Genomic DNA, 17202 nt, shown 5'->3' with positions numbered 1-17202 from the left:
AGGCGGGCAACGCCTGGAACGCCAAGGTCACCGAGACCGACGGCCAGGTCACCGCGGTCGCTGGGTGTGTCGCGGCCGGCCTGGGTCGCCGTGCCCGCGACCCTGATGGCAGTGGTCGCGATGATCTTCTTCGCGCTGGGCCTGCCGTATCTCGCGTTCCTGGTGTTCGCGGGGTTGTACGCCTTGATCGCCGTGCTCACGCGGTGAAGGTGCTGTGGAGAGTTCGTGCAGATCGGGCTTCGTGAGGCCGTGATCAGGTAGCTCTTGGCGCATGGTTCTGCGCGGTGTGGTGGGGGCGTTCGCCGGAGTGGTCGCTGGTGGTGGGTTCGCGGCGACGCTCGAAGGGTGGAACGGGTACTGCTACCTCTCGGTCGGCCGCACGGGGTGCGGTGACTCGTACCCGCTGATCTACGCATCGATCTTCGTGTTCTGGATGCTGGTCGCCGGTGGGCTGCTCCACGCGGGCTTCCGGATGGCGTGCGCGGAACACTCGTGGTCGGCGACCGGGTTGGGCAGCGGGCTGTGGGTCGTGCTGATCGTGGGCGTCGTCTGGTTCAAGGCCATGTTCCTGGAGATGTACCAGGAGGACGGCGACCTCTTCCTGCTGCAGGCCGCGGTGGTGACGGCGGGTGCCGGCTTCCTGGTAGCCGCTTTGGCCGTGGGGCGGGCGCGGGCGTGGTGATGCGTGTGATCACCGGACCGTGGCGGCGGATCCTCCGGGCAGGCCCGAGATGAGCTATGTCGTGAGGGCGGTGACGGCGCTGCTGGTCGGGGCGTTGTGCGGGGCGGGGTGCTACTGGTCGCCAGAGCCGATCGGGGAGTTCCTGTGCGGTGACCGCGGAGAGAACTGCTTCGTCGCGATGATCGTGCTGGGCTTGCCGGCGCTGGTGATGGTCTGGGGTGTCGTGGCGTGGGGGCTGCTGCGGCTCGTGCGGTTCTCCCGCGCCGGGGCCACGGCCGCTCTGGGCACGGTCGGCGCCATGCCGTTGGCGCCGGCAACCGCGTCCTTGTTCCAGTCCTTCCAGGTGCGGGTGCAGCCGGACCGGGGGATGCTCGTGGTCGCGATCGCGGCGGCCTGCGGGTATGTCCTGGCTGCCGCGGTGACCACTGGCTACGGCGTCTGGCGTGACCGGACATCGCTGCCGCGCGGGTAGGGAGCCTGTCGAGCAGCTCTCTTCATGGCGACGACACCGGCTACCCGCCATGATCGGGCGCATGAGGGCGGCGACGGCGGCGTTGGTGGGGGCGGTGTGCGGCGCCGGGTGGTTCTGGTCGTTGGAGCCGTCCAGCGCGTACCTGTGCCGTGACAGCGGGTGGACGTGCGTGATCAGCCTGGTTCTGCTGATCGTGCCCGTGCTGGTGGTCGTCTGGGGTGTCGTGGGGTGGGGGCTGCTGCGGCTCGTGCGGTACTCCCCCGCCTGGCCGACGGCCGTCGCGGGGACGGCCGGCGCAGTGGTGTTGCTGCTGATCAGCATCTTCGTGCTGCGGTTCGTGCAGGTCGAGTTGCCGGAGGACGCCGGGACGTTCCTGGTCGCGAGCGCGGCTGCCGGTGGGTACGCCTTGGCTGCCAAGGTGACCGGTGGTTACCGTGGTCGGCGTGACCGAACAGAGCACAGCGGGCAAGACGGGTAGGACCGGGCGCCGGTTGCTGTTCCGGGTCGTCCTGTCGATGGCCGTCGGGGCGGGACTCGTGCTCGGGTGGACCTGGGCGTACGAGTCGGGCTTCCTGAAGACGTGGCTCGACAGCACGTCCATGTCGACGTTCCTGCTGCTCGTGCTGATCGGGCTGCCGCTCGCGCTGGTGTCGTCGCTGGTGCTGGCCGGACCGATCCTGTGGGTCTTCGGGGTGCGGCCGGTGTGGCCGATCATCCTGCTCGGGCCGATCGTGCTGGGGCTCGGTCTCTACTTCAAGGTGCACGAGCCGTTCCTCGGGTGGTTCTCGAACCGGCACCACGCCGAGGCCCTGCTCGCGGCCGTCGCCTACGGGCTGGTCGGGCTCTTCACGTTCAAGAGGTCGTAGGCAGCTCGTCGAGGAGATGCAGGTCCCAGCCCTCGCGTTCGCACCAGTCCTCCGCCTCCTCGCGGGAGACGAACATGGCGTGCCGCGGCCTCGGTCCGGCCAGGTGGTCCCAGCCGTCCGGGGCCAGCACGAAGTTCGCTCCATCGCGTGAAGCGATGAGCCGTCCGTGTGGAAACGCCATCGTCTGCTCGGTTCGCAGAAACCGCGTCATGGTGGTCATCGTGCCCTTGACCTCGACCTAAGTCGAGACAGCAGGCTCCGGTGGGGAGAAAAACCGGATGCTGACTGTCGGTCCTCCTTCGTACTTTGGAGAGGACCTGGAGGGGGCTCACCGCGTGAGCGATCAACGTAACTCGACAATCCGGACCTTGCGGAGGTTGTGGCCGTACGTGCGGCCGCACCGCGCACGGATGGCTGTCGTGCTGTCGGCGACGATGCTCGCGATGCTGTGCGGTCTCGGCATCCCGCTGCTGACGCAGCGCATCGTCGACGGTCCGATCCAGCAGAAGGACACCGCGGCGCTGCCGTGGCTGATCATCGGCGTCCTGGTGCTCGGCATCGGCGAGGCCGTGCTCTTCTACATCCGCCGCAAGGTCGTCGCCCGGCCCGCGGCCCAGGTCGAGGCGCGCATGCGGCTCGACCTCTACCAGCGCCTGCAGCGGCTGCCGGTCTCGTTCCACGACCGGTGGCAGTCCGGCCAGCTGCTGTCGCGCGGTACCAACGACCTGACGACGGTGAGGCGGTTCGTCGCGTTCGGGATGGTCTTCCTGGTGGTGAACAGCCTGGTCGTGCTGGTCGGGATGGGCATCATCGCGTCGCTCTCGCCGGCGCTGCTCGTCGTCTCGCTGTGCGGCGCGCTGCCGTTGATCGTCATCTCGTACCTGTTCGAGGCGAAGTTCAAGGTCGTCGCGCGCCGGGCTCAGGACCAGGCGGGCGACCTGACCACGATCGTCGAGGAGTCGGTGCTCGGCATCCGGGTGCTCAAGGCGTTCGGGCGCGGGCCGGAGCTGACGAACCGGTTCCTGGCGCAGGCGCGGGAGCTGCGGTCGACCGAGCTGAACAAGATCTCGATCCTGGCCGCGCTGTGGTCGGTGCTGATCGTGCTGCCCGAGCTCTCGATCGCGGGCATGCTCGGCGTCGGCGCGATCGGCATCGTCAACGGCTCGATGACGGTCGGCACGCTGGTGGCGGCCGTCGCGGTGAGCGCGTACCTGCGCTGGCCGATCGACTCCATCGGCTGGCTGCTGGCGGAGACGAACATGACTGCCGCGGCGCTGGAACGCTACTGGGAGGTCATCGACTCCCCCGTGACGATCACCAGCCCCGCCTCGCCCGTGCCGCTGCCCACGCCGCTGCGCGGGCACGTTCGTTTCGAGGGCGTGCGGTTCGCGTTCGAGGACGGCCGTGAGGTGCTCGCGGGTGTCGATCTCGACCTGCGTCCCGGCGAGACGGTGGCACTGGTCGGCGCGACCGGCTCCGGCAAGACGACGCTGACCGCGCTCGTGCCGCGACTGGCCGACGTGACCGGCGGCCGGATCACGATCGACGGCGTCGACGTGCGGGACCTGTCCTTGGAGGACCTGCGCACGGTGGTCGGCACGGCGTTCGAGGAACCGGTGCTGTTCTCCGCGTCGGTCACCGAGAACGTGGGCCTGGGCGTGCCGGACGTCTCCGAGGCGGCCGTGCGCGAGGCGTTGCGGGTGGCGAGGGCGGAGGAGTTCGTGGACGCGCTGCCGTGGGGCCTGCAGACCCGCATCGGCGAGCAGGGCCTGTCGCTGTCCGGTGGTCAGCGGCAACGACTGGCGCTCGCCCGCGCGGTCGTCGGCAGGCCGGCGGTGCTGGTGCTGGACGACCCGTTGTCGGCGCTCGACGTCCACACCGAGGCCGAGGTGGAAGCCGCGTTGCGCAGGGTCCTGCACGGCGTGACCGCGCTCGTGGTGGCGCACCGGTCGTCGACGGTGCAGCTCGCCGACCGCGTGGCGATGCTGGTCGGCGGCAAGATCGCCGCCATCGGCTCGCACCGGAAGTTGCTGGACGAGAACGAGGAGTACCGGCGCCTGCTGTCCAGCATGGACAGTGAGGAGATCGTCGAAGAGGAGGTGGCGTCGTGAGTGATCAGGTAGTGGTTCCTGCTCAGCAGGAAGAGGAGTGGCGCGGCGTCGCCGCCGAGGAGATCGACGAGATCTCGCACTCGACCGGCCTGCGCCTGCAGGCCCGGTCGCGCAGGCTGCTGGGTTCGCTGGTGCGCCCGCACATCGCCCGCGCGTCGCTCGCGGTCGCGTCGGTGATCGGCGGCAACCTCGCGAACCTCGTGCTGCCGCTGCTGATCGCCGCCGCGATCGACAAGGGCATCCCGGCGGCGATGCGCGGTGACGCGTCCGTGCTGCTGTGGTGCGTGGCGGGCTACGCGGCCTGCGCGGGCGTGACGACGTTCCTGCGCTGGGCGTTCCTGCGAATCTCCGGCCGGGTGGGCCAGGACATGCTCCTGGACCTGCGCGGGCGGATCTTCCGGCACGCGCAGCGCCTGTCCGTCGGGTTCCACGAGTCCTACACGTCCGGCAAGGTCATCGCCAGGCTGACGAGCGACGTCGACGCGTTGCAGGACCTGGTGGAAGAGGGCCTGGACAGCCTGTTCAACGCCCTGCTGTCGGTGGCCGGCATCGCGATCATCCTGCTGTGGCTGGACATGCCACTGGCGTCCGTCGTGGTGGCGGGCTTCGTGCCGCTGTACTTCATCTGGCGCTGGTTCCGCCGCCGCTCGATGGAGGCCTACCGGGGCACGCGCGGCGCCATCGCGAAGATCATCGTCCAGTTCGTCGAGTCGATGAACGGCATCCGCGCGGTGCAGGCGTTCCGCCGCCAGCCCCGCAACGAGGCCATCATGACGGGCTTCAACTCCCAGTTCCGCGACGCGAACGTGGACGCACTGGGCGTGATGGCCAGGTTCGTCGCCACGATCCGCCTGATCGGCAACGTCTCGCTGGCCATCGTCCTCGCCTGGGGTGCCTACCGGGTGGCGGGCGGCTCGCTGGAACTGGGCGTGCTGACGGCGTTCACGGTGTACCTGCGCCGGTTCTACGACCCGTTCGACGAGTTGGCGATGTTCGCGAACTCCTACTCCTCCGCCACCGCCGCCCTGGAGAAGATCTCGGGCGTCCTGGAGGAGGAACCGTCGGTCCCCGAACCCGCGTCGCCCGTGGCCCTGCCACATGCACGGGGCGCGATCCGGTTCTCCGAGGTGGAGTTCCAGTACCCCGGCACGTCCCGGCAGGTGCTTCCGCTCTTCAGCCTGGACGTGCCGGCGGGGCAGACCGTGGCTCTGGTCGGCGCCACCGGTGCGGGCAAGACCACGCTGGCCAAGCTGGTGTCGCGCTTCTACGACCCGACCTCGGGCTCCGTGCTGCTGGACGGCGTGGATCTTCGCTCGGTGGCGGACACGGACCTGCGCCGGGCCGTCGTCATGGTCACCCAGGAGAACTTCCTGTTCTCGGGATCGGTGGCGGACAACATCGCCCTGGGCAAGCCCTCCGCCTCCCGAGCCGAGATCGAAGCGGCGGCCGCCGAGGTGGGAGCGCACGAGTTCATCGCCGCCCTGCCCGACGGCTACGACACGGACGTCCGCAAACGAGGCGGCCGTTTGTCGGCAGGCCAGCGGCAAATGGTGGCGTTCGCGCGCGCCTTCCTCGCGAACCCCGCCGTACTGGTCCTGGATGAGGCAACATCGTCCTTGGACGTACCCACCGAACGCGCCGTGCAGGCCGCCCTGGAGACAGTGCTGGCCGACCGGACGGCGTTCATCATCGCCCACCGCCTGTCCACGGTCCTGATCGCAGACCGCGTACTGGTCCTGGATGGTGGCATTGTGGTGGAAGACGGCTCCCCAGAGGAGCTGATCGGTGAGCGGGGCCGTTTCGCGGCCCTGCACACGGCCTGGCGCGACTCGCTCGCCTAGGCCGGCAGGTCGCGTTCGCGCCAATGGGGATCTGGCGCGAACGCGACCTCACGACTGTCGCACCGACTTCTGGGCCGGCCTGATGCCCGGCTGGAACTTGAACGAGATCCGTTCGAGGATCCCGTGGCGCTTGGTGTTGTGGAACGCGGCGATCTTCCACTCCCCGTCCTGCCGCACGACCGTGGTCGTCTGCACCTTGCTCGGCGTCCTGGCCTTCTTGCCGACGTCGCCACGGGTGGTCAGCACCGCCGTGTCCGCGCCGTAGAAGCGCACCTCGGGCTCGGCCTCAGTGGTGATCTTCGTGTCCTTGAGGAAGGTGTCGAACAGCACCTGATGCGTCCGCCCGATGTCGTCGCCGCCGCGGTAGACCGTGCCCACCCATGCAACGTAGGTCGCGTCGTCGGTGAAGCACTCCCCGTACGCGGCGCCGTCGCCCCGGCTCCACGCGTCGGCGAGCCTCGCGAACAGCGCACGCACTCCGGCTTCGTCGTTCATGGCTCCCCCTGCTAGCTTCTCTTCGTTGGAGCAGTCTCTTCGTGTGAGAAGTATCTGCGTTGAGGAAGAGATTATGAACGGAGTGAGCCCGTGTCAACAGACGCGCACGAGATCTATCGCCGCTACGTCGGCGCGATGGTGCTCCACGGCCTGCACGCGGCCAGGGAGTGCGGCCTCGGCGGCACCGACCTCTACGCGTTGAACCTCCTCGACCTCAACGGCCCGATGACCCCCGGCGAACTGTCCGCGCTGACCGGCCTGACCACCGGGCCGACGACCCGGCTGATCGACCGGCTCGAGGAGGGCGGCTTCGTGCGGCGCACCCCGTCGCCGGACGACCGGCGCAAGGTGATCGTCGAGCCGCTCGGGGAGCCGGTCCCGCTGGCCGAGGCGCTGGCGCCCGCGAGGAAGAAGCTCGGCGACCTGTTCGCCGGATACAGCGAAGAGGAGCGGCGGACGTTGTTCGACTACTTCGCGCGGGCGACGGACGCGCTACGTCCCTAGAGACGTCCGATAGGTTCTGCGCCGAGGCACGGAAGATCTGAGGGAGGGTTCGTGGAGTTGCGAGTCCGGGACGGCCGCGCCGTGCTCGCCGGGAACGACGAGTCCGGTGAGCGCGAGGTCGACCCGCACAGCCTTCCGCTGGGCGCCGACCTCGCCGAGGCGCTGCACGAGTGGGCGAAGGTGGCCGACGCGGTCGTGCGCACGGAGACGCCCAAGGACGGCGTGGCCAGCGCCCTGATCACCCGCCGCGGCAAGCAGCTCGCGGGCAGGATCGCGGCCGCCATGAACTCCCCGGTCAGTTACACGGATCCGGTCAGCGGCGAACAGGTCAGCGTCGAGGCGCCAGAAGAGCTCACCAGCGCACCGGAGACACCCGCCACCCACGAACCCGAGCCCACCCCGTGGGGCACCGGCCTGACGGTCAGCGTCATCACCGCGGCGATCGTCACGGTGACCGTGGTGTCGCTCTCCCTGGGCCTGGGCGAAACCAGCAGGTGGCTGGCACTGGTCGCGAACGTCCTGGTGGTCGGCGGCCTGGCCCCGAGCGTGTGGCTCGGCCGCAGGGTCCCGGTGTGGCGCTGGGTCGCCTACGGCGTCGTGACCGGCGTGCTCGTCGCCTGGATCGTCCTGATCCTCACCCTGCTCTAAAGGAGCGCGTAGAACGCCACCGCACCGGCGGTGGCCACGTTCAGCGAATCCACCCCGGTCGACATCGGAATCCGCACGGCCACGTCCGCCGCGGAAATCGCTTCCTCGGTCAGCCCCGGCCCCTCGGACCCGAGCAGCACCGCCACCCGCCGCCCGCGCAGGCCGGCGTCCGCAAGATGCAGGGCGGACGCGCGCGGCGTCAGAGCGGCAACTGTGAACCCCTTGTGCCGCAACATGTTCAGCGCCGTGGGCCACTGATCCGTGGTAGCGAACGGCACGCGCAGCACGTGGCCCATCGACACCCGCACACTGCGTCGATACAGCGGATCGCTGCAGCCGGGCCCCAGCACCACGCCGTCCACGCCCAGGGCGGCGGCGTTGCGGAAGATCGAGCCCAGGTTCTCGTGGTCACCCACGCCTTCGAGCACGGCCAGGCGGGTTGAGCGATCGGCCAGCTCGTCGAACGACACGGCAGGCGCGCGGTCCGCAGCCGCCAGCACACCCCGGTTCAGGTGGAACCCGACGACCTCGGCCATGACCTCCGCCGACGTCACGTAAGCAGGAACGTCCAGGTCAGCGAGGTCCAGCGCCTCGATACGCCGCCGCACGCCGAGCAGCCCGCGCACCGGGTACGGCGAGGCCAGCAGACGCTCCACCACCACGACGCCCTCGGCGATGACGAGACCACGGCCTCCCGGGCGGTCTGGCCTGCGATCGGCCGTCGAGAGGTCCCGGAAGTCGTCCAGCCGCGGGTCGGCCGGGTCGTTGATCTCGATCACCTTTGCCACCGCGGAAGTTTCGCATCCGTCCCGGGGTGGAACAGGCGAGGTAGTCCGGAGGGCGGAACCGCGCACGCCCGACCAGCGGATGATCGCTGGTTGTTACCTCGACGTGACAGAGAGCACCGATTTGGGCGATGTAAAGGAGGTTTCCGCTGTGTCACGTTTGGCGTTCCGCCTGGCCCGCGCCCACCGGCGCCGAGCGAAGGGGTAGCGGCATGGGAAGCGAAGTGTCCAGCCGCACGTTCACCAGAGAAGATCGCCAGCGCTACCGCGAGAAGATGCAGCGAAGTCTCGACGCGTTTTCCACGATGCTGGCCGAAGACACGTTCTCCTTTCCCCGTCGGCAGATGGGGCTCGAGATCGAGCTGAACCTCGTCGACGACGCGATGCGTCCGGCGATGGCGAACTCGGAGGTGCTCGAGAAGATCGACGATCCCTCCTACACGCTGGAGCTGGGACAGCAGAACCTGGAGATCAACGTCCCGCCGCGCGAGCTCGCGGGGGGTGAGATGCTTGGCCTGGAAGAGGAACTGCGCACGTCGCTCGACAGTGCCGACTCCAAGGCTCACGACGTCGGCGCCAACCTCGCCATGATCGGAGTGCTGCCCACGTTGCGGGAGCGGCACTTCGACCGGAAGTGGCTCTCCGAGAGCCCGAGGTACGCGCTGCTCAACGACACCATCTTCGCGGCCCGCGGCGAGGAGATGGTGCTGCACATGGAAGGTCCGGCGATGCCGGGCAAGGGGCCGGAGAAGCTCCTGACGTACGCGGAGTCGATTCTTCCTGAGGCGGCCTGCACTTCGGTGCAGCTGCACCTGCAGGTGGAGCCGACGCACTTCGCCGGACACTGGAACGCCGCGCAGTGCCTGGCCGGAGTGCAAGTCGCGATCGCCGCGAATTCCGCTTTCCTGCTGGGCAAAGCGCTCTGGCACGAGACCCGCATCCCGCTCTTCCAGCAGGCGACCGACACCCGCCCGGACGAGCTGAAGAACCAAGGCGTCCGCCCGCGCGTGTGGTTCGGTGAACGGTGGATCACGTCGATCTTCGACCTGTTCGAGGAGAACGTGCGCTACTTCCCAAGTCTGCTGCCCGAAACCGACGACGAGGACCCGATCGAGACCCTCGAAGCCGGTGGCGCGCCTCGTCTTTCCGAGCTGCGCCTGCACAACGGCACGATCTGGCGCTGGAACCGCCCGGTTTACGACGTCGTCGACGGTGTGCCGCACCTGCGCGTCGAGAACCGCGTGCTGCCCGCCGGCCCGACGGTGCTCGACACGATGGCCAACGCCGCCTTCTTCTACGGCACCCAGCGCGCGCTCACCGCCCAGGAACGTCCGCTGTGGACGCAGATGTCGTTCCAGGCGGCCGAGGAGAACCTCTACACCGGCGCCCGGCACGGCATGAACGCCCAGCTGTACTGGCCCGGCATCGGCTGGATCCCGCCGGACGAGCTGGTGCTGCGCCGCCTGCTGCCGATGGCGCACGAGGGTCTGCGCGACTGCGGTGTCTCCGACGAGGCCCGCGAGCGCTACCTCGGCGTGATCGAGCAGCGTTGCCTGGCGCGGCGCACGGGCTCTTCGTGGCAGCGGGAAACCGTTGCGCTGCTGGAGGAACGTGGCCTGTCCCGGGAGGCCGCGCTGTCCGGCATGCTCAAGCGGTACATGGAGCTGATGCACGCGGGCGAACCGGTGCACACCTGGCACGTCGGGTGAATCTCACCCAGAAATCTCACCCAGCGAGCTCAGCCAGGAACTCCTGCCAGATCACCCGCGGAAGGCCGGCGTCGGCGACGTCGGCCTTCTTCACGTACACGGTGACCGCGAGCTGTGGCGTGTAGCCGACCATCCACGGCGCCGCATAGGGCACGCACGGGACCCCGTTGCACACGGCGTCCTCCTTCAACGAAGCGGTGATCCGGTCCACGACGTGCTCACCGATCACCGGCTTGGCGGTGTCCTGCGCCTGGTACCGCATCGAACCGTCCGCGCCGGTCACGGTCGAGACGAGGTGCGGCTTGCGTTCGATCCCCGCCGCACCCAGGGTCGCGTACGCGGCGGTCACGTCGAGCGCCGTCATCCGCTCCTTCGCCACGTCCCGCACGCCGGCGAACGGCCCGAACAACCCGGGAGTCACCTCCTGCGCCGTGCCACCCGCGAGGTCCTCCGCGCCGAAACCGGGGAGGTACACCCGCACCCCACCCGACACCGGATCGATCGCCGTCATCCCGGCGTCCGCTCTCTCCGGCGGGTAGGACCCGTCCAGCCCTCGTTTCGGAGCCAGCAGCCGGCCGAGAACCGCGGCCGCCGTCGTCTGCGCCTTCGCGTCGATCGTCGTGCGGACCACGCCACCACGGGGTGTGAGCGAGTTGTAGGGCACCGACACCTCGGACAACTCCGCGAGCACCCTCTTCGCCACCGTCGGCTGCGGGTAGCCGTCGATGGAGCTCCACAACCTGGAGCCGTCCGCGTACTCCAGCACGACGGGCTTCGGCGGTGCGGGCGGCGGCACCGGCTCCTCAGGCCGTTGCCACACAACGTATCCGACGATCGCGGCGACCAGCAGGAGCGCGGCCGGCGAGCGCCTCACCACCGCGTCAGCTTCTCGGCGAACGCGTCCCAGAGCTTGTCCGGCAGACCGGAACCCACGACCGCCTTGCCGTCCCGGTCGACCGCGGGCGTGCCCGGTTGCGCGCTGCCGACGAACACCGAAACCGAGATCCGCGGGCTGTAGGTGACCATCCACGCGTGCCCGACCCGGTCCTGCTCGAACCGCCACTCGCCGTGCCTGCACGCGATGTCCGACGGCACGGGCGCGCAGACCGCGTCGCCCCGCAACGCGGCGGTGACCAGGTTCGCGATGTCCTTGCTACGTCGCGGATCCGGGTCGAACGCGGGCACGCCCTTGGTGTCGGCCCGGTACAGCGTGGTGCCGTGGAGGTCGGTGACGTGGGTGACGAAGTGCGCGTCGCGACGCATGCCCTCCGCCGCGAACGTCGCGTACGCCGCCGCGAGGTCGAACGGCCGCATCTTCGTCTCGTCGCCGAAGAGCTGCGTCTCTTTTCCTTCGATCACAACGGTTTCCGGCACACCGGCCTGACGCGCGGCGTGCACGGCGGACTTGTTCTCGACCTCTTCGAGCTTCTTGCCCGTCTGCTGCGCGGCGACGGCGATGAATGGGAAGAACGCCGGTCCCGGCTCCTTCAGCACGCCACCCGCGTAGTCGAAGGCAGGGTCGTTGCCCGGCGAATATGCCTTCACCGCACCGTTGTTCGGGTCGACCGCGCTGATCGAGTACCGCAACGACGCTGGCTCCCCGGCCGAGACGGTGCGAATCACCTCAGCCGCACCGTTCTGCGCCCTGCGGTCGATGGTCGTCACGACGATCGCGCCGCCGTCCTTGAGGAGCTGCTGCAGCGGCACGCCTTTCGCGCTGAGCTCCGCGGCCACCTGCCTGGTCACCGGTGTCTCCGGATCACCCATGCGCCACAGCTGCGAGCCGTCCGCGTACTGCAGCACGACGTCCCCGGACGGGTTCAGCGCCGCCTTCGAGTCAGGCCGTTGCCACACCACGACCGCGACGACCGCGGCCACCAGCACGAGCGCGCCCAAAACGGGCAGGAAACGCTTCATCAAGCCCCCAGAGTGAAAACTCTCCCCAGGAATGAATGTAGCGGCGCCGTCTAGCCGCGTTCCGCGAACTTCTGCCAGATGGTCGTGGCCAGACCGTCGTCCCGCACCGGCTGCAACGGCTGCACGTCGTCGACCAGGACGGTGATCGCCATGCGGTCGGTGTACCCGACGGTCCAGGTGTGGCTGAGCTGGTCGAGCGTGCCCGGCAGCTCGTAGTCGGCGACGCGGCACACCACGCCTGGGCAGCGCGTGGTCTCCTTCAGCACGGCCGTGACCTGGTCCGAGATCGCCTTGCTCTGCGCACGATCAGCGTGGAACGCGGACGAAGCGCTGTCAGGGGTCTGGTACAGCAGGTGGCCGTTGTCGCCGGAGACCTGGGTGACGAAGTGCGTCTGGTGTCGCACGCCGCCCGCCGCGAACGTCGCGTACACCGTGGTGAGGTCGAGCGGGCGCATGGCTGCCTCATCGCCGCCCAGCACGACACCGGCGCCGGGGACGTTGCCGCCCTCACCCACGAGCAGCTTCTTCTCCTCGCCGGCCACGACGACCCGTTCCGGCACACCCGCCTGACGCGCCGAGGCCACGGTCGAACGCATCCCGACCTTGTTGACCATCACGTCGTACATCGCGGTGTTGACCGACTTGGCGAGCGCCTCGCGCACGGTGCACTGCTTGCTGCACTGCACGTTCTTCTCGTTGCGAATGGTGACGCCCGCAATCTTTCGCGGTGCACTGCCGTCGAACGTGCTGTCGAGCGTCTGACCGTTCTGCACGGCCGCGACGACGTCGACCGGGAAGAACGCCGAGCCCGGCTCCCTCAGCACGCCGCCCGCGTAATCGGTCTTGTCGTCGCCCTTCGCGCCCGGCACGTAGGCCAGCACACCACCTGTGGCCGGATCGACCGCCGTCAGCGAGGACCGGATCGACCCCGCCACAGCCGGCGCGTTCGCCTCGAGCACCTCGATCCCCGCTGCCTGCGCCTTGGGATCGAGCGTCGTCACGATCTTCGCGCCGGCCCGCTGGAGGTCGTCGAACTGGAACGAGCCCTGCGGGCGCAGCTCGGCGAGGACCTGCTCGACCAGCGGCGTCTGCGGGTCCTTGCTGCTCCACAACGGCGACCCGTCCGCGTACTGCAGCGAGAAGTCCTTCAGCGGCGCGGGTGGTGCCGGCTCAGGGTCCCGCGGTTGCCACACCACCACTCCGACAACGGCCAGGACCAGCACGAGCGCACCGAGAACGGACAGCAGACGCTTCACGAAACTCCCCCCAGAGCATGTTCTGAGGGGTCAATCTAGCGGCGGCGACCCGACTTCAGGGGCGCAACGTCCGCACCGTCGTGCGAAGTGCGGCACTCGTCCGGCGTCACCGCCTCGACGGCCAGCGTGAGCTCGCCCTTCACCCCCGTGTAGATCGACTCACCGCGCGAGGCCAGCGACGCGTGCACGCGGTTCGAGTCGGTGAAGTCGCGCTCGTCCTTCACCCGCTTCTTGCCGGTCTCCTCCGGCCGGGTGGCGCTGCGGAGGTTGACCTCCAGCCACGCCGCCACCTCGGCGGGCGACGTCAGGACTTCCTCAGGCGTGCGCTCGAGCCGGACCTGCCGAGGGGACGCGTGGTCGAGCGATGTGTGCTCCACATAGGCATGCCAGTGGGTGTTGCGCATCGACCAGGTCTGTTCGACCGGCCAGTCCTCCTCGGTGGTCATGGCTCATATCTTCCACCCTTGACACGAGGAAACGTGAGGAGGTCGCGCACGTTGATCTCGTGATCCACCCGCACGGCCGAAGCGAGCCGCCGATCGTGCGTGACCAGCAACAACGTTCCCGCGTAATCGTCGAGCGCTTGTTCCAGCTGTTCGATCGCCGGCAGATCGAGGTGGTTCGTGGGTTCGTCGAGCACCAAACACGTCGTGCCACGAGCTTGTAACAAAGCCAATCCCGCGCGCGTCCGTTCGCCCGGCGACAGCTCGCGAGCCGGCCGCAGCACCGCGTCCGCGCCCAGCCGGAACTTCGCGAGCAACGTGCGCACCTCGACGTCCGGCAGCCCGGTCGCATCGGCCACGATCCGCAACACGGGTTCGTCCGAAGCGAACTCGGCCCGCAGCTGGTCGACCTCGCCGACCACCACGCCCGGCCCGATCGAGCGGTCGCCGTCGAGCAGCGGAATCCGGCCGAGCAGCGCGCCGAGCAACGTCGACTTCCCCGACCCGTTCGGTCCGGTGATCCGCCACCGCTCGCCCGCGCCGATCGTGAGGTCGACCGGTCCGAGCGTCACATCGCCGCGGCTGACCACGGCGTGGCGCAACGTGAACGCGACCGAGCTGCCCCGCCCGGCCGACGGCAGGGTGAGCCGCAGCTGCCACGCCTCGCGCGGTTCCTCGACCTCCTCCAACCGGTCCAGCTGACGGTCCACAACGGACGCCTTGGCGGTCAGGTTCTCCGCTGCCCGCACCCGTCCGGCGCGAACGTTCTTGTCCGGCTCGTCGTTGCGCGCCTTGGCACTCGTCGCCCGCCGCACGCCCCTGCGCGACCACTCCTTGACCTGCCGGCTGCGCTGGGTCAACGAGTCGCGTTTGGCCGCGTACGCCTCGTACTCCTCCTGCGCGCGCCGGCCGGCGTTCGCCTTCTCCTCGACGTACGCGTCCCAGCCGCCACCGAACACCGTCAGCTTGTGCGAGAACTCGTCGAGCTCGGCGATCGCGGTCGTGGTGCGCGCCAGGAACTCCCGGTCGTGACTCACCAGCACGATCGCGCCCGCGTACCCCTGGACGTGGGACTCCAGGAGATCCAGCCCGGTGGCGTCCAGGTCGTTCGTCGGCTCGTCGAGCAGCAGCACGTCCGCCCGCGTCAGCAACACCGCCGCGAGCCGCAGCCGCGCCTGCTGACCACCGGACAGCTGGTCGGGTTCGCGCCCGTCCAACAGATCCGCTTTGAGCCCCAGGCGTTCGCACACCGCGTCCGCGCGTTCGTCGAAGTCACCGGCACCGATGGCGGTCCAGTGGTCGAGCGCGTCCGGGTAGTCCTCGCCTTCGCCTTCCCCGAGCGCTTCGGCTGCGCGCTGCAGCCAGGCTTCTGCGGTCGCGACGCCGGTGCGGCGGGCGAGGTGGTCCCGCAGCGACTCTCCAGCAACGTGGAGGGTCTCCTGCGTCAGGTGCGCGACCGTTCCGGTGCATGAGACAGATCCGGTCTCCGGGCGCAGCTCTCCTGCCAGCAGCCGGAGCAAAGTCGACTTGCCGACACCGTTGGGGGCGATCAGACCGACGCGGTCACCAGGCGAAACATCGAAATCAACCTCCGAGATCACGGTCCTCGGACCGAACGACAGCGAAATGTTCCTGGCTGTCAGCACGGACACGCTTTCGACGGTACGTCCCCGGGCAACTGGTTTACTCGGCCTTGTTGCTAGTAAGTTGCAAGTACCAAGCGATTGCAATTGGGGAGATGTCATGGCCCAGTACGTGCTGCCGGATCTCGACTACGACTACGGCGACCTCGAGCCGGCGATCATCGGTGAGATCAACGAGCTGCACCACGGCAAGCACCACGCGGCGTACGTGAAGGGCGCGAACGACACGCTGGAGCAGATCGAGGAAGCCCGCGACCGCGAGAACTTCGGCGGGATCGTCGGCCTGGAGACCACGCTCGCGTTCCACCTGGCCGGCCACGCGCTGCACCAGGTGTGGTGGAAGAACCTGTCCCCCAACGGCGGCGACAAGCCGGTGGGCGAGCTCGCGGCGGCCATCGACGAGCACTTCGGCTCGTTCGACAAGTTCCGCGGTCAGCTCAACGCGGCGGCGTCGTCCATCCAGGGCTCTGGCTGGGGCATCCTCGCCTGGGAGCCGATCGGCCAGAAGCTGGTCACGCTGCAGCTCAAGGACCACCACTCGAACCTGTCGATCGCGACCACGCCGCTGCTCGCGTTCGACATCTGGGAGCACGCGTACTACCTGCAGTACCGCAACCTCAAGGCCGACTACATCTCGGCGCTGTGGAACGTCGTGAACTGGGACGACGTCTCGGCGCGCTTCGAGGCGGCCCGCGCGGGCCGCAACGGCCTGCAGCTCTGATTCTTCGGCGGTGGGTGCTCCGACAAAGCAACCCTGTCGCCGGACACGACGAGGCCCCCGCTCTGCCCAGAGCAGGGGCCTCGTCCGTTCCCGAACTGACTGCCGCTCCCACCACGAAGCGACGAGACTTAGGTTAGCCTAACTTCGCTTCCTTGGGAAGTCCTGCTGATCAGACCTCTCGCGACCAGCTCGACCACCGTGGCGACAGCCGCCACCTCTACGGCCAGCAACGCGAGCAGGACCACGAGTTGTAGTGCGCCGGCCTGCCAAACGGGAGCCCCTCCGAGCAGCATGCCGACAAAAGCACCCGGAAGAGTGACAAGGCCGACCGTCCTGGTCTGGTCGAGCGGCGGCAGCAACGCCTCGGCGGCCGGTTTCCGGACGAGGAACCTCGCCGCCCGGCGCTCCAGGAAGCCCAGCGCCAAAGCGGCCTCGTACTCGCCGCGCCGGTCCTTGAGCGTGTCGAGGGCCCTTCTGGTCGAGAGGGTGGTCGCGGTCATCGCGCCGCCGATCAGGATGCCGCCGACCGGAATCAGCGCGATGCCCTTGACCGGCAGCAGACCGATCAGGATCAGCAGGGCGAGCGCGGGCACGGAGCCGATCAGGATGGCCGCGGCCACCCAGACGCCCTTCCAGCCGGTCTCGGTGCGACGAGCCGACGTCGCCGTGGCCACGATCGCCATCAGCGCGAGGAAGGCCCCGGTCAGGCCGAGGTCGTTGAGCACCAGCGTGATCACGGCGCTGACGGCGGCGAGCTGCACCACCGCTCTGGCCGCCGCGGTGAGGAACGGCTTCGGCGTGGTGAGGCCCGTTGCCCAGGCGATCGCGCCGGCGGCGACCGTGAAGAGGACGCAGACGACCAGCAGCCGGACCCAGTCGGTGGCGTCGATCATCGTGCGTCGCTAGACGTCTTCGAGGCCCTGCTGCGCGGTTCGTGATCCTCGCCTCGCGGCCCGGCGTTGCCAGTAGAACACTCCGTAGCCGATGATCCCGAGCAAGCCGCCCGACAGGGTCGTCCAGAGCAGCGTGCTGTTCGAGCGGTCGAGCAGAAGTACCACGAGGAAACCGAGGAACCACAGCGCGGTTCCACCCAGCACGACGGGCACGGG

The 17202-nt window shown here is 69.0% G+C and carries 21 protein-coding genes; 10 read left to right on the top strand and 11 right to left on the bottom strand.

The genetic code is table 11. From position 1 onward, the window contains the following. Positions 1-200, bottom strand: a 200-nt coding sequence (locus ABZX92_RS39660; RefSeq protein WP_355570626.1) for a hypothetical protein, incomplete at its 3' end; no start/stop codon positions are given. Between the two features lie 71 nt (positions 201-271). Here ABZX92_RS39660 and ABZX92_RS39655 point away from each other — a divergent pair. From ABZX92_RS39655 to ABZX92_RS39640, 4 genes are all read left to right on the top strand, one after another. Then, positions 272-682 (top strand): hypothetical protein, encoded by a 411-nt coding sequence (locus tag ABZX92_RS39655; protein ID WP_355570625.1) that lies wholly within the window; start codon positions 272-274, stop codon positions 680-682. Positions 683-731: 49 nt separating this feature from the next. Beyond that, on the top strand, positions 732-1154 hold the full coding sequence (locus ABZX92_RS39650) for a hypothetical protein (protein ID WP_355570624.1): 423 nt from the start codon (positions 732-734) through the stop codon (positions 1152-1154). Positions 1155-1215: 61 nt separating this feature from the next. Next, positions 1216-1632 (top strand): hypothetical protein, encoded by a 417-nt coding sequence (locus tag ABZX92_RS39645; RefSeq protein WP_355570623.1) that lies wholly within the window; start codon positions 1216-1218, stop codon positions 1630-1632. Next, positions 1598-2020 carry a hypothetical protein gene (locus tag ABZX92_RS39640; RefSeq protein ID WP_355570622.1) on the top strand — a complete coding sequence of 141 codons (423 nt, stop codon included), beginning with the start codon at positions 1598-1600 and terminating at the stop codon, positions 2018-2020. Before ABZX92_RS39645 ends, ABZX92_RS39640 begins: the two co-directional genes overlap by 35 nt. Here ABZX92_RS39640 and ABZX92_RS39635 read toward each other — a convergent pair. After that, positions 2007-2231 (bottom strand): hypothetical protein, encoded by a 225-nt coding sequence (locus ABZX92_RS39635; RefSeq protein ID WP_355570621.1) that lies wholly within the window; start codon positions 2229-2231, stop codon positions 2007-2009. The two genes, ABZX92_RS39640 and ABZX92_RS39635, sit on opposite strands and share 14 nt — an antisense overlap. 157 nt (positions 2232-2388) lie before the next feature. Between ABZX92_RS39635 and ABZX92_RS39630 the strand changes: the two genes are divergently transcribed. Next, positions 2389-4131 (top strand): ABC transporter ATP-binding protein, encoded by a 1743-nt coding sequence (locus tag ABZX92_RS39630; protein WP_355570620.1) that lies wholly within the window; start codon positions 2389-2391, stop codon positions 4129-4131. Beyond that, the gene (locus tag ABZX92_RS39625) at positions 4128-5972 is read left to right on the top strand and encodes an ABC transporter ATP-binding protein (RefSeq protein ID WP_355570619.1); all 1845 of its coding nucleotides are present in this window, start codon (positions 4128-4130) and stop codon (positions 5970-5972) included. Before ABZX92_RS39630 ends, ABZX92_RS39625 begins: the two co-directional genes overlap by 4 nt. A gap of 48 nt (positions 5973-6020) precedes the next feature. On the opposite strand, the gene ABZX92_RS39620 is transcribed toward ABZX92_RS39625, so the two are convergent. Beyond that, entirely contained in the window at positions 6021-6467 is a 447-nt protein-coding gene (locus ABZX92_RS39620; RefSeq protein ID WP_355570618.1) for an SgcJ/EcaC family oxidoreductase, read from the bottom strand. Positions 6468-6557: 90 nt separating this feature from the next. On the opposite strand from ABZX92_RS39620, the gene ABZX92_RS39615 reads away from it, so the two are divergent. Together ABZX92_RS39615 and ABZX92_RS39610 are read left to right on the top strand one after the other, a co-directional pair. Further along, the gene (locus ABZX92_RS39615; protein WP_355570617.1) at positions 6558-6971 is read left to right on the top strand and encodes a MarR family transcriptional regulator; all 414 of its coding nucleotides are present in this window, start codon (positions 6558-6560) and stop codon (positions 6969-6971) included. Positions 6972-7022: 51 nt separating this feature from the next. After that, complete coding sequence (locus ABZX92_RS39610) at positions 7023-7619, top strand: DUF2537 domain-containing protein (protein WP_355570616.1); 597 nt, start codon at positions 7023-7025, stop codon at positions 7617-7619. Here ABZX92_RS39610 and ABZX92_RS39605 read toward each other — a convergent pair. Then, positions 7616-8407, bottom strand: coding sequence for an RNA methyltransferase (locus ABZX92_RS39605; RefSeq protein WP_355570615.1), 792 nt, complete (start codon positions 8405-8407; stop codon positions 7616-7618). The genes ABZX92_RS39610 and ABZX92_RS39605 overlap by 4 nt on opposite strands. A gap of 209 nt (positions 8408-8616) precedes the next feature. Here ABZX92_RS39605 and ABZX92_RS39600 point away from each other — a divergent pair, with 209 nt between their 5' ends. Continuing rightward, the gene (locus ABZX92_RS39600; RefSeq protein WP_355570614.1) at positions 8617-10113 is read left to right on the top strand and encodes a glutamate--cysteine ligase; all 1497 of its coding nucleotides are present in this window, start codon (positions 8617-8619) and stop codon (positions 10111-10113) included. A 16-nt stretch (positions 10114-10129) separates the two neighbouring features. On the opposite strand, the gene ABZX92_RS39595 is transcribed toward ABZX92_RS39600, so the two are convergent. The 5 genes from ABZX92_RS39595 to ABZX92_RS39575 are packed head-to-tail and all read right to left on the bottom strand — an operon-like array spanning position 10130 to position 15381. Next, positions 10130-10990 carry a hypothetical protein gene (locus ABZX92_RS39595; RefSeq protein ID WP_355570613.1) on the bottom strand — a complete coding sequence of 287 codons (861 nt, stop codon included), beginning with the start codon at positions 10988-10990 and terminating at the stop codon, positions 10130-10132. Next, positions 10984-12030, bottom strand: a complete 1047-nt coding sequence (locus ABZX92_RS39590; protein ID WP_355570612.1) for a hypothetical protein — start codon at positions 12028-12030, stop codon at positions 10984-10986. Before ABZX92_RS39590 ends, ABZX92_RS39595 begins: the two co-directional genes overlap by 7 nt. A 50-nt stretch (positions 12031-12080) precedes the next feature. Continuing rightward, the gene (locus tag ABZX92_RS39585; RefSeq protein ID WP_355570611.1) at positions 12081-13286 is read right to left on the bottom strand and encodes a penicillin-binding transpeptidase domain-containing protein; all 1206 of its coding nucleotides are present in this window, start codon (positions 13284-13286) and stop codon (positions 12081-12083) included. 35 nt (positions 13287-13321) lie between these two features. Next, positions 13322-13732 (bottom strand): hypothetical protein, encoded by a 411-nt coding sequence (locus tag ABZX92_RS39580; RefSeq protein WP_045312902.1) that lies wholly within the window; start codon positions 13730-13732, stop codon positions 13322-13324. Continuing rightward, positions 13729-15381 (bottom strand): ABC-F family ATP-binding cassette domain-containing protein, encoded by a 1653-nt coding sequence (locus tag ABZX92_RS39575; protein ID WP_355570610.1) that lies wholly within the window; start codon positions 15379-15381, stop codon positions 13729-13731. The genes ABZX92_RS39580 and ABZX92_RS39575 overlap by 4 nt, the downstream gene beginning before the upstream one ends. A gap of 91 nt (positions 15382-15472) precedes the next feature. Here ABZX92_RS39575 and ABZX92_RS39570 point away from each other — a divergent pair, with 91 nt between their 5' ends. Then, positions 15473-16093 carry a superoxide dismutase gene (locus ABZX92_RS39570; RefSeq protein ID WP_355570609.1) on the top strand — a complete coding sequence of 207 codons (621 nt, stop codon included), beginning with the start codon at positions 15473-15475 and terminating at the stop codon, positions 16091-16093. A gap of 128 nt (positions 16094-16221) precedes the next feature. Here ABZX92_RS39570 and ABZX92_RS39565 read toward each other — a convergent pair whose 3' ends face one another. Further along, the gene (locus tag ABZX92_RS39565) at positions 16222-16986 is read right to left on the bottom strand and encodes an ABC transporter permease (RefSeq protein WP_355570608.1); all 765 of its coding nucleotides are present in this window, start codon (positions 16984-16986) and stop codon (positions 16222-16224) included. Positions 16987-16995: 9 nt separating this feature from the next. Then, on the bottom strand, positions 16996-17202 hold a 207-nt coding region (locus ABZX92_RS39560), incomplete at its 5' end, for a DUF2530 domain-containing protein (RefSeq protein ID WP_355570607.1).

Origin of the sequence: Lentzea sp. NPDC006480, from assembly GCF_040611995.1 — a bacterium.
Lineage (GTDB): Bacteria > Actinomycetota > Actinomycetes > Mycobacteriales > Pseudonocardiaceae > Lentzea.
This window is presented reverse-complemented; position numbering and strand designations above follow the sequence as displayed.